The sequence below is a fragment of the Carboxylicivirga litoralis genome, assembly GCF_025499605.1.
Lineage (GTDB): Bacteria > Bacteroidota > Bacteroidia > Bacteroidales > Marinilabiliaceae > Carboxylicivirga > Carboxylicivirga litoralis.
In genome coordinates, this window is record NZ_JAFMVC010000018.1 from 1 (window position 1) to 14,459 (window position 14,459).

Sequence of the window (14,459 nt, forward strand, 5' to 3'; positions counted from 1 at the left end):
TAAATACGGACTGATTAGAATCGCAAATGCGTTAATCAATCCAATAAATAACAGCGATTTAGATAAATGTTATAAACTTTTGTCATGTACTTAGCAATATGACCTAAAAAACGACGAATTAATTAACGTTTCTTCTATGAAAATCCAAGGGCATGCTAGTGCTGGTAGAAGACCTTATCAAACCTTGTTTCCATCGCATTCAGGTAAGCTAAGAGTTGAATTTAAGGATGTAAACTTAATATTACACAAAATGAAAATTGTCGAGGATGATTTTGCTGGTGATTTGTTAGTTCCAATTTCTTCCGAAACTCTTATATCTCAACAATATGATGGTTCTTGGTCGTTTGGTTCGGGTGTATGGAATAATGACGAAACTAAGTTCTACTTTGACAATACAGGTGCTGTCGCTTGTATTTGGCAACTAGATATTGCGAAAAATACATTGAATAAAATTGTTCCTGAACATGAAGCCTTTAATCCCATATTTCTTGAGATTGGAGCAGAAAAAGTTTTGGGATATTTTTTAGGGCACTCTATTATGATTGCGAAACCTGAAAAATAAACTACTGCAGGCAACAAGCCATCATAAAGTAGCCCTGGCTTTGGTGAATTTTGGTAGTTCCGCTCCCGCGCCAGCTTGAGCGAAATCAAGAAAGCGAATATACCACACGCACCAGTGCCACTTCATATGGCCGAACCGTTGTGTACAATTCCCCCTATTCCAAAGCCATTGATTTCTGAAGCTAACGTATAGGTATGGCATAACTAGGTTGTGTAATAGTAGTGCATTTGTAGTGCGCTGAATGTTAACTTGTTATTCTTACGTTAGTCAGAATTAAAACAAACCCAAACGAATGGGACTATTTGATAAAATATTTAACAAGAAAAAGAAAGTAGTTGATTTTCCACCAAAACCTAAATGGAAACCCAATCTACCAATTAACTTAAATCTCATTTTAGAGAAATCTAAATACTACACAGGTGAAAAGTTGCAGCTTGCTGTTTTTGAGTTTGGAACAATAATCATATTTTCAGAAAGGGTTACTGATATTATTTCTTCTGCTCTTCAGACTTTAGATAAGATTTATAATTTTCACCCTGACTTTAATCCTAGAGAAATGGATGATGGAAACTATTTAATTGAGTATTCACAGCCTGCTTTTACTATTGTTTTTAAAGACGAAATCGAAAAATATTGGAGCTACATAGATGAAAACCATCTTGATGGAATATGTACAGACGAAGTTCTTATAAATGGTAATGGTGAGCACAATGTGTTCGATAAAATTGGGAAAATATGTCTGTATGGTAGAAGCAAAATGTTCATGGATGCCCAGAATCCAAAAGTAGTTTTAACGTTCGATAATTTGAATAAATAACTGTACACAACAAGCCATCATAAAGTAGCCCTGGCCTTGGCGAGATTTGGGAGTTTGGCTCCCGCGCGGGCAATGGCATAAACAAGAAAGCGAATATACCACACGCAAATCGGGCCACTTCATATGGCCAAACCGTTAGAGCGTAATATGGAACAACATGACGACAATTTTCAGTCGGATTTCAGAAAAATGAAACAGGTAAATAAGGGAGACCGGCCCGATGGCATAAACAAGGAAATAATTTCATTGACTTCAAAGTCGAGACGGAGATTCCGTGAAAAGCAGCCTTTTCAAATGCAAGCGACGTTTCATCGACTTTGGTGAGAGAAGTTATCAGAAATACAAGACAAAGTCAAGTTATTAAGCCCTTGAATTTCTTATACTTCACGGGTTTATAACATCGGACCAGGTCAACATATAATATAGTTTCATTTTTCTGCAGTATTCCATCGCTGCATATCCTCAGGATGATAAATCAATGGGAATACTTAAAAGGACTGAAAAAATGGATTTACAAACGTGTACAATTGAAGGAATGTCGTTCTAAATACACCGTTATTCAGCGGACAACTTGCTTTTTGCAGTTGACGATTAAATACAAATAAACACTACGCCTAACGTGCAAATGCATAATGCATGGCCACAAATGTGGATGACCGACAAAACCATAAGTGGCCACAGCATCATGCATTTGTACGTTAGGCTTAATTTGACATTCCTAATCTAATCAGGTCTATCATTCAAAACACGATAGAAAATGAATAAAAAACTAAGAAATAAAATTCTTATTGGTTTGGCTATATTTCTGCTTGTTGCAAGTGGACTAATTATTTATTTACTTATCGAAGTTGACAAAGCATTAAATCCTGACCCAAAATACAATACGGTTTTTACCGAAATGTATAACGAAAATAATTTCAATAAAATCCAACCAGGTGATGATGTTGACTATGTAATTGATATCATTGGAAAACCCTTTAAAGTAGATACAATTGATTTTATCGAACAGCTATTATATACCAATTCTCCAGAAGATGTCTTTTTTATTGAAGGTTCAGATGGGTTAAGATTACACGGAGGAAATGACAGTTTAAAATATTCAAATATCACTGTGAATAATAAAGGTGAGGTCATAAAAGTTTTTGCCGATTTTGAATTAGGTGGAAAAAGTAAAGACCAGTTAATGTTGCTTAACAAGAATCAATTAATTGAATTATTTGGTGAACCTCAGAAACATATGATTTGCGATTGTAAGTGCGCTATTTATTCATATTCCAAACTTAAAGAAGGTCCTTATCGCGGAAAATTACCAGTAATCGATTTAAGAAAAATAATGGTCTTAGATAGTATTGTTGTTGGAAAGGTAAAAATTGAAGGAAATCCTTACAATTCATATATTGGAACATGTAAAATAAATAAAAACTAAGCCTAACAAACCGCAATAAAGCATATGGAGTCCGACTCTTTTTGAAAGTTTTGTGGCTTCGGCAACCACCGCCAAATCGCTGATTTGGCTTTGAAATAAAAAGTTAAAAACAAATACACCGCTTTGGCTTTGTTCAATTTGGAAAGTTTGTAAAGTTAATTTTCCATACGCTTCATATGGCCGAACCGTTAGGCTTTATTAAACCAAATCCGACAAAATGAAAACGATATTTACAAAGACATTTTTAATTATATGTTTGGGACTTATTTGTACTAAGACCTTTTCTCAAACAGAATCAAAACCAGAGGTTAACGTTGTTTATGGAGACAAGCATATATTCACATTAGAAACACCGGCTGAATGGATAAATGACAAAAAATCAGCTGAAAAAATTGGACTTGTTTGTTTTTTCTACCCTAAATCGGAAATCGGAAAATCAAAAGTGAACTATTGCTATGCACATGGCATTGACAAAGAAAGTAATCAAGAAAACTTAGAAGAGTTTATAAAAGGTGACCTAGAGAAATTTAAAAATAAATATCCTAATTGTACATTTGAAGAAATCCCAATTGATGTTACAGGAGGACTAAAAAGTGGCGTTTTATATTCATTTTCAAACCTAACAGACAGATTTAAAGAAGAAGTAATGTATTCTGAAACGGAAGATTCCTTTATAATTTTCTCATTCGCTGCTATGACTGAAGAAGATTATAATAAATATTTACCAGCATTTGATGGTTTAATTGGTTCCTTTAATTATCGAGGAAATAATCCTCAACCATTCTTGGAATATATGAAAAGTAAAAAATTGAATAAATAACAAAGCCTAACACGCCGCAATAGCGCATAGCAGGGCTCGGCTCAGTTTTGGAGGGCAAATTCCCGCTTCGATAGTCTCGTCCTCTCGGACCGACAATCTCAACGCAAATCTGCTACAGCGCCATGCGGCCAACCGTTGGTGGCAAGGCAAAAAAATACTCACATGCTGAAAAAAGGGATATTTATAGTTTTATGCTTTATAAATCTGAATGTTGTTTCTCAGGATTTAGAACATATTAAGTCAAGGCAAATTGACAAAAGCAGTGATTACTATGAAAGTAGTATTAATGGGTATCGGACAAATGAATTTTGGTGTATTTGGACAATGCCAATGGGAAATGCATTTTCATCGTCAGAATTAAAACCACAAGGAAATATTGACTATTCCATTAGCAATGTTATGGATTATGACCTAACTACATCTTGGATTGAAGGAAAAACTGATTATGGTGTAGGAGAAAAATTTGGTTTTACATTCAATTTCCCAGAAAGTACTGAATATGGTGGTGCATATCAGTTTTATGGAATTGTAAATGTATTTAATAGATACTGTAAATCATTAGAGGTTTGGCAACAGAATTCCAGGATACGAAACTTATAAGTTTATTACAATGATAAGCCTGTATGCATTGTAGAGTTGATTGACACTTGGCATTTTCAAAGTTTTGATATTGGAAAGTTTTTCAAATATAAAAGAGACAATAAGTTTTTAGATGCTCCATTTGAAATTAAACAGGGTGATAAATTGACCTTTGAAATATTAGATGTTTATGCAGGGACAAAATACAAAGACGTTGCGTTATCTGAATTTATGGTCGAAGGAGCAGGAAATTAAAGCCCAGCCACCAACAAGCCGTCATAAAGCAAAAGGGGCGAGGCGTGCTTTGGATAGTTTGTGACTTCGGCAATCAGCGCCAAATCGCAGATTTGGCTTTAAAAAAGAAATGTAAAACAAATATGCGTTTTGGCTTAGCGCAATTAAGAAAGTTTGTGAGGTTAAATCCCCTTACGACGCCATGCAACAACCGTTAGCGCCAATTTGAAATTCAAGCAAGCTGCTAAATATATTGTCAACCAAATAACAAACAGAAAACTAGGGAAATGTCTGAGAATATTGATTACAATTCAAAAAAGCAAAATATTGTCATTAAGGTTATTAGTGTAGGAATACTAATAGCATACTTTGCTTACATATCATTCGACTGGGACTATGTCTTTCTAATGTTTGCAGACTTTAAAAATTGGGATTTTAGTGTTATTGAATTTTTGCTCCCAATAATATTAGTTCCAATCGGTGTAATAGGACTTTGGAAAATAAAAAAAATTGGTTGGCTGGTAATTACAATAGTGCTGACATATCTCTTATGGACTATAATATTGACAACATTTACAGAACAATTAGGAATACTCATCTTAATTGGCGGACTGTTAGCATACATAAACAGCCCTTCAGTTATTAAGACTTTTAAAATTTCAAGAGTTGCTAGAATTCTTGGAATCGGAGTTCCGACAATAATATTGTTCGCTATATGGTTTGCAATATTTGTCTAGAATAAAAAAACTGGCGCTAACAAACCGCAATAAAGCATATGGAGTCCGGCTCACTTTGGAGTCTTTGTGACTTCGGCAACCAACGCCAAATCGTATTCTATGATAAAAGACAAGCTGTTTTGATATATTTTAAACAGCAAATTTGTGTGTGTTAATGTATGGTTGTTGTCTATTTTAACGGCAAAAACATGAGATAACATTTTATTTCTAAGGTTATTTAGTACCAGCATTTTGTTTTTACCCTCGGCTACTTTACGGTCATAATATTCCCTCATTTGGTAGTCGCATTTCATTACTGACAGCGCCCCCATATTCAATAGTGTTTTAAGCTTTTTGTCTGCCAGGTGACTCACTTTTGTTCTACCATGAATGCTAGATCCAGATTGATAAGGGAAAGGAGCTACACCGCCAAAGCAGGCTAGTTTTCTGCTATTCGAAAAACGGGTAAAGTTATGTGTCACAATAATAAGATATGTTGCTAGCTGAACACCAATACCAGGAACTGTTTTAGCCAGGTTATAATTGTTATCAAGGTCTAGGTTGGACTTTATTAATTTAGATATTAATGACTCAACTTCTTTTAGGGCTTTTTTAAGCCCTCTAACTAGCTTATCATTGGATCGGGCAAGTTCCCTTGTCATATCCTTTGACAAAAACAATTCTGACTCTTTTATGGACTTAAACTGCCCAATTGCCTTTACTATCTTTTCACTTTGGCAATAAAGCAACTTAAGCTTGTTTATATCGTAGTCTGCTAAATGAGATAGTTCCAATTCAAACAGATGTGAAATAGCATATTTGGCGATGGAAAAGGCATCTTTCTTATCTGATTTACCTCTGTTTATACCAAGTGATCGGTGTATTTCTAGGGCAGAAACTTCGGCAAAATCAACATCAGCCTGGCTAAGTACCTGAGAGAGGTTATGACCATATATGCCAGTATTTTCAAAAACAACCAGTGTGGAAGATTTATCAATCGCTGATTTCTTCAGAAACTGTTTGACCGCCAAACGAGTATTAGCAATGACTAAATGCTGTAATGTGATTTGAGACTGGGGATTTAAGCCAATGATATCTAAAGTGCTTTTAGATATATCAATACCAATAAATAGCGAATAATTTTTCATTACATTTGATTTAGGATTAAAACAATGTGTTGAACCTCTTAAAAACCTTTATTAGACCTTTATGTCTATCATTCTATTTGAAGCGATTCAACCAGATTCAGGGAGAGTAGAGGACTAAAACGATTTATAAGCCGAATACTTATCAGATTTGATAGTTCACCTCTATTCTCTTTGAATCAAAATGAGGTCTTTTATCCAAAATGTAAAGTAAAGGTTGATTTGGCTTTTGAAACGAAAAGATAAAATCAAATTCAACGTTTTGGCTCTGATCTATTTGGAAAGTTAGCATGGATAAATCTCCATACGCTTCATGCGACAGGCTGTTGGCAACATTAGGTACGCTATACAAACATTGTAGGTAAATAGTCTCAGAAAACCTAGGTTCTGATCCTCTAATCCCAAGTTTTGCAGATAGAGTTTAGAAATAAAAAAAACGCACCACCTTATTAGGTGATGCGTGTGGAATTAAGTGTAAATTTCATAATTGCTTGCTAAGCAAGCTAAACTGCGGAGAGAGAGGGATTCGAACCCCCGGTACCTCGCGGTACAACGGTTTTCAAGACCGCCGCATTCGACCACTCTGCCATCTCTCCAATATTTTAATATTTTGTCTGAAACCCTTGTGGTCACTAGTGTTTCAGTGTCTATCTCTTTTGATAACGGTTGCAAAAGTAGGGTTTATTTTTAAACTGCAAAACAAAAAAGTACTAAAAAAATAGTGTATTTTTAAAGGAGGTTTGTAAGTTTTTAGATGCTAGTTGTATAGCTCTTAAATTTTTTTTCAATAAAAAGGGTAGCATTGTTGATGCTACCTGTTCAGAAGTATAATAGGGAAATTAGTTCTTTGAATTCTCCACTTTTAATAACTCCACTTCAAATATCAAAGCAGCGTATGGAGGAATTACCTGACCGGCACCTCGCTCGCCATAAGCTAATTCATAGGGAATGTAAAAAATCGATCTTCCACCTTCTTTCATTAACTGCAAACCTTCTGTCCATCCTGGAATAACTCTGTTTAATGGGAAAGAAATAGGTTCACCACCTTCGGAGCTGTCAAATACTTCACCATTAATTAATGAACCTTTATAATGAACTGTAACCACGTCTGTAGCAGCAGGAGAGGTGCCAGTTCCTTCTTCTAGTATTTTGTGTTGAAGGCCACTTTCTGTCATCATAACACCTTCTTTTTTCGCATTTTCAGCTAAAAAATCGATACCAATTTGTGCTTTACCCATGGCAATGGACTGACTAGCTTCTTCAAGCGTTACTTGAGCAGTTTCGTTTAAAGCTTCTTTAATGCCAGCAGCAATTAACTCAGGGTTTAAACCTTTTTCATTTTTAAGTTCACGTGCCATCATTACACCGTAACTGTAACTTAAACTATCAGCCTTGTTTGTCATCTTAGCTGGTCCGCTTGGTGTTGAACATGATTGAGCTATTACTAGAGCTATCAATGCAAGGCCTGTGCCGGCCATTTTCTGAATAATTTTTTTCATTTGATTGTTTCCTATTTTTTGAAGTTGTAATCGCCTAAAGGTATTTAAATAGTTGGATATATAGTGGTAAAAGGTTTTTATCCTAAAATTAAAAAGATAGCAGGTCGTTTATTAATTTCGGGTATATTACTTTTCCACTGTGCAATGGTTTTGGTTTGGATAAATTCTGTTTCCAATGTTATATCGCAGGCTATGCACAATCGTGTTTGAGGCCGACAGGCTGATAATATCTCTTGCAGAACCTTCAGGTTACGATAAGGAGCTTCAATAAATAACTGTGTTTGTTTTTCTCTGATAGAGCGTTCTTCCAGGTGTTTAATATGTTTGCCTACTTCACCTTTTTTTAGAGGAATATAGCCATTAAACGCAAAGCTTTGCCCGTTCAATCCCGATGCCATCACAGATAGTAGGATAGAAGAGGGGCCAACTAATGGTATGACCTGTACCTTTTTTTCATGAGCCAGTTTAACCACATCGGCACCAGGGTCGGCCACACCTGGGCAACCAGCTTCCGACAATAGTCCCAGGTTATTACCATCGTAGCAAGGTTTTAAAAATCCCGGAATGTCATTGGGATTGGTGTGTTTATCCAATACATAAAAGGTAAGTTCATCAATTTCAATGTCTTTGTCCACTTTTTTTAGAAAACGACGTGCTGAACGTATATTCTCTACAACAAAATGTTTGATAGAGCGGATTGTCTCAATCGTTTCGGCAGGGAGGTTACGTTCAATTGGACTTTCGCCCAGCGTATTGGGGATAAGATATAATTGACCTTTCATATGTGTGCTATTTGTATACTATTAAAAAATGATTAAGTGCAAAAGTACATATTTGCTTCACTGGAATGCAAATGGAATATATCGCGTTTTTAATGTAGAATAATTCTAAATAAAATTTGTAAGTTTGCGCTGTTCCAATGAAATTAATGCTTATAGAATTTTACAATGCAATATATACTCAATTTAGTTCGTAATCGTAACTTCGTTTTAGTTTTAGCGGTTGTTGTGGGACTGGTGTTTGGTGATTTTGCCGGGCATATTAAAGCTTACACCATCTATGTTCTGGCAATCGTGATGACTTTCTCAATGACCAATATTCGGTCTTCTAGTTTTTATCCACCGAAGTCATTGTTAAAACCTATGATGACGGGTATTCTTTTGAATTATATTGTATATGCCATTGTAATGATTGGTTTGGCTTATTTAATCATCGATGATAAAGAATTGTTCTATGGTTTTGTAGTGATTGCTACTACACCTCCGGGAGTGGCAATAATTCCTTTTTCATACATACTTAAAGGAGATGTTGAATATTCGATTAAAGGTGTGCTTGGTGCGTTTTTATGCACCGTTTTTATTACACCTTTTGCAGTAGGATGGATTACCGGTAACAATGGTATACAGTCTTTCGACTTGTTTATGTTGATGGTTAAAACCATCGTCATTCCGTTATTGATATCACGAGTTTTGTTAATGCCAATGCCTTTTAAAGTAGTTGATAAGGTGAGGGGTAAGGTGGTTGACTGGGGTTTTGCTTTGCTTATTTTTATTGCAGTAGGTCTTAACCGTAAAGTGTTTTTTAGTGAGCCGGCAATGTTGCTCAAAATAGGATTTGTCTTGTTTTTAACGCATTTTGTGCTTGGATTAGCCTACGAAAAGCTTTGCAGTCTGCTCAGAAGAAATAAAGTTAAGGCTATGTCTGAGAATTTGTTACTCACGGTCAAAAGTTCGGGTTTTGCAGTGGTGACGGCTATTACCTTATTTGGGCAAAAAGCGGCCATTCCAACAGCAGGCTTAGCCATCTTTGTGTTACTGTATTTATTGTTTTTATCATTCAGGATGGAGCACAAAGAAAAAAAACGTCGGGATAACTAATCAAAAAGTAGTATTGTAGCTAATTTTTGGGTATTAAAAGCTGACTTCCAGGTTAAAGTATATTTTTCCCGAATTGTAAGGATTAACTTCATTAGTACGATGATGCTGATAGTTTATTGAGGTGTTGATCCTTCGTGGTACCATTACATACTCCAGGCCAACATAGAAATCTTCACCATCTTTCGCAAGCCACGTATCCATGTGGTCCTGGTGGTCGCCTTCAAATTTCTCACCCAAATCAAACAAAGAATGCATGCCATCCACGCGTGCCCACAGACCTAAGCGAGGTCTTATGTTATATTGAGTAAACAAAGAATAGGCTTCTCGGTTGTGTCCATCATAATAAGCATAATTATTCTGATAGGTATATTCGGCTCCAAAGGTAAATTTATCTAGGTCAACTCCTATAAAACCGGTGACTGAATATAGGTGTGTTGCAGCTGCTGAATAATCGCCATAAATTCTGGTTATTAACCGATGGCTCAACCACCGTTTGGTAATACCTAAACTGCCGCGAAAAGCATCATCGGTCTGTAACTGTTTGTACCCTTCGCCGTTGAAAATACCAAAGTCTATATTGAGATTAGCGGTACGGTATTGCATGGATGCTCCAATGTCTGCACTAAAATCAAATTTCTGCTTATCCAACATTGATGGTAAAATATAGCGCTTACCCCAAAGGGTTTCCTGTTCTTTAAACTGGTAGGTGTCGTGCAAACCAAAGGCGCCAAACCAAGAGCCTTTTTCATAGAATAAGGCAGCGGTTTTAAAAAAGACATATTGCGATTCGGCTCCATCGAAAACAGCACCATCAACGATACCATCAAAAATAAATTCACTGCCTCCAACATCAACACGTAAATGAGTACGCCAAACTGGTGTAATTTGATATTGATAGCCAAAATAAGCACGCTTTAATTCAAATGCTTTGTTATGACCATCACCAACTATATCAGCACTAAAATCGGTGTAGATACGGCCTTCTATTTTGCCATGAGGCGTAAATGTCTCCGGCTCTTGAGCATTAATTGTGCAAATGCAGACCAATAGTATAGCTAACACATAAAGCTTTTTAGTCATGATGAACCATTTATTTGTATTCATTTTAAAAAGTATATCTGAAGCAGTCTTTTGATAATACAATTTTGAATACGAGTGGTTTACAATGAGATTTATGGAAAGCTAATATAAAAAAATAAGAAAGAAGCACCATGGCTTCTTTCTTATCTTATCGTCAATGATTGATTTATTATTTCGACTGGTAGTCAACAAAATCACGCTGCGCCTTAACCAAGTTCACCAGGTGTAACATTAAGTTTTGCGTCTCATGCAAGGTATTCAGGTATAGTAAACTTACTTTTGTTCCTGCCTTCTCATTCTTAATGCGTTTCAACTGTTTCTTACGATTATCACGCATTTGAGCAAAAACTGTTTGTTGTTGTTCGATTAACTCTTCTAACGAACCATAATCGCCTTGTGTGATTATTCTGATTGCCTTAGCCATAAAATCCTGAACATCCACACGAACGCCGTTTAACTCTTCAAACTGTTCAGGTGAGAACACTTTGTGGTTGTTATCAATGTGCTCAAATGCGGGTTCAGTTACATATTCAAGGCAATGTGCAACTTCACGCAAGTAATCAACTACCTGAATGTAATACAAGCTAGAGTCAATTGATTGCTCTTGAAGCTTTTTCACAGTTGGGTATACATTACCTTTAAGCTTCTTCGCTTTTTTATTAAGCGATTTCACCTCTTTATTAATTTCTTTTAGGCTTCTTCTGTCTTCCGCTTCAAAGTCATGAATAGCCTGAGCATAAATTTGAGATACTTTCTTAAGAATATCTGTAACACTGTATTTACACTTCTCAAGAACTTTTTCAGCTAGAATCTCACCGTTTACTTCTTCAATTTCAAACTCTTCAATCTCAGTTTCTTCTTTAGTGCTTTTCTTGTGGATAATATGCGTACGGAATACCACATAAATTGCAATAGCCACTAAAACAGCCACAAACCAGATTCCAATTGTAGCGATTAAAAGAGCCATTACAAAGGCCACTGTAAATGCCGATAAAGCAGTGAAGAACCATCCGCCAATTACAGACAATACACCGGTAATACGATAAACAGCACTTTCGCGTCCCCATGCACGGTCAGCCAACGAACTACCCATAGCTACCATAAATGTTACATAGGTCGTTGATAAAGGTAACTTCATGTTAGTTGCAATGGAGATAAGAATACTGGCAACAACAAGGTTAACCGAGGCACGAAGCATATCAAATACCGGCGCTTCAGAACCCAACTTACGTCTTCGTTCTTCGTAGTTCGATGAGTCGAACTGACGGTTAATGGCGTTGTTCAATGATTTAGGGAATACCGAGCTAACAGCATTTGAAGCATTGATTGAAACTCGCACCAATGAACGAGCAAAATAGGATGAACCAAAGCGCTCATCACCTTCTTGCTGGCGACTTAGGTCTAATGATGTTTTTACTACAGCCTTTGCTTTCTTCGATGTCCATAATGTTACAACCATAACTGCACCTGCAATAATCAGCATGTAAGTTGGTGTTGCCACTTTCCCAGCCAGGGCTTCCATGCTGGTGCCAGCATCGCCACTGGCAGCAAATATTTTAAATGATTCGAAACCAGCTAATGGTACACCAATAAAGTTAACCAAGTCGTTACCGGCAAATGCCATTGCCAAGGCAAAAGTACCTGTTAATACAATGATCTTAAGAATGTCAACTTTAAATATCAACTTAAGGATTTGTAAAAGTACTGTCCAGCCAACCATGCTGATTGCAATAATTGTTAAACCATTACTTTTAATCCATTCCTTAGTGTCGGCGTGCATAAATGAAGCACCTTTGGCACCTTTAACCAAAATGAAATAGGTAATTGCAGTAATGGCAATACCTCCCCATATGGCACCGAAGTAATTAAGACGCTTATCGTAATCAAACGAAAAGATTAAACGTGTGATATATTGAACTAAAGCTCCAACACTAAAGGAAATCACCACCGAAAGCAGAATGCCTGAGATGATGGCTAACGCTTTTGCGGTATTGATATACTCGCTCAAGGCAATTTCAGGATTGTTAGATACTTTAATAAGTGCAACAGCAACGGCAGCACCCAGGATTTCAAACACAATGGACACCGTGGTGGATGTAGGCATACCAAAGGTGTTAAACACATCCAGCAGAATGACGTCCGTTATCATCACCGCCAAAAAGATGATCATGATTTCGGAGAAGACAAAATACTGCGGGTTAAAGATTCCTTTTCGGGCAACTTCCATCATACCGCTTGAAAAGGTGGCTCCGAATAATATACCCAGAGCGGCTACGATCATAATATACTTGTAAGGCGCTGCTTTTGCTCCGATTGCTGAATTCAAAAAGTTCACAGCATCATTACTCACACCTACAATTAGATCTGAAATGGCCAAGGCAAACAAAACAATGACCAGAATTAAATAAATGTTTTCCATCAGAAAATGTTATTTGTTGTTCTTTTTCGCGAGGCAAACATAGTTACTCAACCGAACTATAGCATTGATTTAATTTTAAGCGAATGTTAACTTTGTGTTAATTCCTACCAAGTTAAATTATTCTTAAAAGTAATCCAAGAGATTAGTATTTAAATGTAATGTTCAGTATATGAGTTGCTAATGGTAGAGTGGGCTGTTTATATAATACCATTTCAGGTAATTCTCATGCTCAATTGACTCGAACATTTTTAACCCATGGGTGAGAATTATCTAATAGTTATGATTTTTATCGAACGGTAAAATGCTTAACTTATGAAGATTAGTTTATAAAATACCACAGAATAGTATTATTGAGTTATTACATTATTTATAATTCTTCATTAATATCTATTCAATGAATGTCGTATTAAAAAAGGTTTTTATAATTTTGCCTGACTTTTGCGATAAATATAAAAGGTAAGCTGACGTTCTTGTTTTGGTGATAGCACGATAAGATAAGTACAGCAGAGCTGCTACAAAAAGGCATTTGATGAGTATTGGAAATATAATTGATGGAGTTATTATTGGAATTTCAGCTTCTATACCCTTAGGTCCTATAGGTGTTTTGGTGGTTCAGAGAACCCTTAATAAAGGACATTTATCGGGTTTTGTATCCGGATTAGGGGCTGCTCTGTCAGATACTATTTATGCTATTATTGCCGGTTTTAGTCTTTCATTTATCGTTGGTTTTATTGAGTCCCAGTTATTATGGATCCAAATATTTGGCGCTTTGATTTTAATCGCACTGGGATTAAAAATATTTACAACCAATCCGGCTATTCAGTTGAGAAAGCAAAAGAAAAAAAGTAGTAGTCTTTTGCAGGACTTTTTCTCCACATTTGCTTTAACTATTGCTAATCCTTTAGCTGTGTTTCTGTTTATGGCATTTTTTGCAAGTTTTCGAGTGGTTGGAGCCGAAAAAACAGGAATAGATAATTTGTTGCTAATAGGAGGGGTGTTTACAGGTGCGGCAACCTGGTGGTTAATATTAAGTTCTTTAGTTAACCTGTTTCGCTCCAAAATCAATTTACGCCGTTTGTTCTGGATAAATAAAATAGCCGGAAGTACCATTATTGTTCTGGTCGTTTTAGCTTTCACTATCTGGATAAGCAAAGAGTATATTTTTTAAGCCATTGGCTAAATTGCTCATTAGAATTTAGGCAATAGTTTATATCCTGTATTTGAATACATGTTCATATGCCTCCGATGCTTCTGTTTTGGATAATGTATGCGAATTGGAGCTAAA

At 36.1% G+C, this 14,459-nt stretch carries 12 protein-coding genes, 1 tRNA gene and 1 pseudogene; 8 read left to right on the top strand and 6 right to left on the bottom strand.

Going from position 1 to position 14,459, the window contains the following annotated elements:
• Nucleotides 1–136: 136 nt before the first annotated feature.
• The 6 genes and pseudogenes from J1N10_RS15190 to J1N10_RS15220 all read left to right on the top strand — a co-directional run bounded on the left by J1N10_RS15190 (nt 137) and on the right by J1N10_RS15220 (nt 5,175).
• The gene (locus J1N10_RS15190) at nt 137–562 is read left to right on the top strand and encodes a hypothetical protein (protein ID WP_262327580.1); all 426 of its coding nucleotides are present in this window, start codon (nt 137–139) and stop codon (nt 560–562) included.
• 292 nt (nt 563–854) lie between these two features.
• Nucleotides 855–1,379 (top strand): hypothetical protein, encoded by a 525-nt coding sequence (locus tag J1N10_RS15195; RefSeq protein ID WP_262327581.1) that lies wholly within the window; start codon nt 855–857, stop codon nt 1,377–1,379.
• 757 nt (nt 1,380–2,136) lie between these two features.
• Nucleotides 2,137–2,805 carry a hypothetical protein gene (locus J1N10_RS15200; protein WP_262327582.1) on the top strand — a complete coding sequence of 223 codons (669 nt, stop codon included), beginning with the start codon at nt 2,137–2,139 and terminating at the stop codon, nt 2,803–2,805.
• Between the two features lie 217 nt (nt 2,806–3,022).
• Complete coding sequence (locus J1N10_RS15205; RefSeq protein ID WP_262327583.1) at nt 3,023–3,625, top strand: hypothetical protein; 603 nt, start codon at nt 3,023–3,025, stop codon at nt 3,623–3,625.
• Between the two features lie 330 nt (nt 3,626–3,955).
• Nucleotides 3,956–4,459: pseudogene (locus J1N10_RS21440) on the top strand (NADase-type glycan-binding domain-containing protein).
• A 266-nt stretch (nt 4,460–4,725) separates the two neighbouring features.
• Complete coding sequence (locus J1N10_RS15220; RefSeq protein ID WP_262327586.1) at nt 4,726–5,175, top strand: hypothetical protein; 450 nt, start codon at nt 4,726–4,728, stop codon at nt 5,173–5,175.
• A gap of 50 nt (nt 5,176–5,225) precedes the next feature.
• Here J1N10_RS15220 and J1N10_RS15225 read toward each other — a convergent pair whose 3' ends face one another.
• The 4 genes from J1N10_RS15225 to J1N10_RS15240 all read right to left on the bottom strand — a co-directional run bounded on the left by J1N10_RS15225 (nt 5,226) and on the right by J1N10_RS15240 (nt 8,580).
• Complete coding sequence (locus J1N10_RS15225; protein ID WP_262327587.1) at nt 5,226–6,302, bottom strand: IS110 family RNA-guided transposase; 1,077 nt, start codon at nt 6,300–6,302, stop codon at nt 5,226–5,228.
• 508 nt (nt 6,303–6,810) lie between these two features.
• Nucleotides 6,811–6,895 (bottom strand) — tRNA-Ser (locus J1N10_RS15230).
• A gap of 243 nt (nt 6,896–7,138) precedes the next feature.
• Entirely contained in the window at nt 7,139–7,798 is a 660-nt protein-coding gene (locus J1N10_RS15235; protein WP_316044939.1) for an FKBP-type peptidyl-prolyl cis-trans isomerase, read from the bottom strand.
• Nucleotides 7,799–7,875: 77 nt separating this feature from the next.
• The gene (locus J1N10_RS15240; protein WP_262327588.1) at nt 7,876–8,580 is read right to left on the bottom strand and encodes an SAM-dependent methyltransferase; all 705 of its coding nucleotides are present in this window, start codon (nt 8,578–8,580) and stop codon (nt 7,876–7,878) included.
• A gap of 165 nt (nt 8,581–8,745) precedes the next feature.
• On the opposite strand from J1N10_RS15240, the gene J1N10_RS15245 reads away from it, so the two are divergent.
• Nucleotides 8,746–9,675, top strand: coding sequence for a bile acid:sodium symporter family protein (locus tag J1N10_RS15245; protein ID WP_262327589.1), 930 nt, complete (start codon nt 8,746–8,748; stop codon nt 9,673–9,675).
• Between the two features lie 33 nt (nt 9,676–9,708).
• Here J1N10_RS15245 and J1N10_RS15250 read toward each other — a convergent pair whose 3' ends face one another.
• Both J1N10_RS15250 and J1N10_RS15255 read right to left on the bottom strand, forming a co-directional pair.
• Nucleotides 9,709–10,755 carry a hypothetical protein gene (locus tag J1N10_RS15250; protein WP_262327590.1) on the bottom strand — a complete coding sequence of 349 codons (1,047 nt, stop codon included), beginning with the start codon at nt 10,753–10,755 and terminating at the stop codon, nt 9,709–9,711.
• A gap of 169 nt (nt 10,756–10,924) precedes the next feature.
• On the bottom strand, nt 10,925–13,174 hold the full coding sequence (locus tag J1N10_RS15255) for an inorganic phosphate transporter (RefSeq protein WP_262327591.1): 2,250 nt from the start codon (nt 13,172–13,174) through the stop codon (nt 10,925–10,927).
• Between the two features lie 529 nt (nt 13,175–13,703).
• Between J1N10_RS15255 and J1N10_RS15260 the strand changes: the two genes are divergently transcribed.
• On the top strand, nt 13,704–14,342 hold the full coding sequence (locus J1N10_RS15260; protein ID WP_262327592.1) for a LysE family translocator: 639 nt from the start codon (nt 13,704–13,706) through the stop codon (nt 14,340–14,342).
• Nucleotides 14,343–14,459 lie beyond the last annotated feature (117 nt).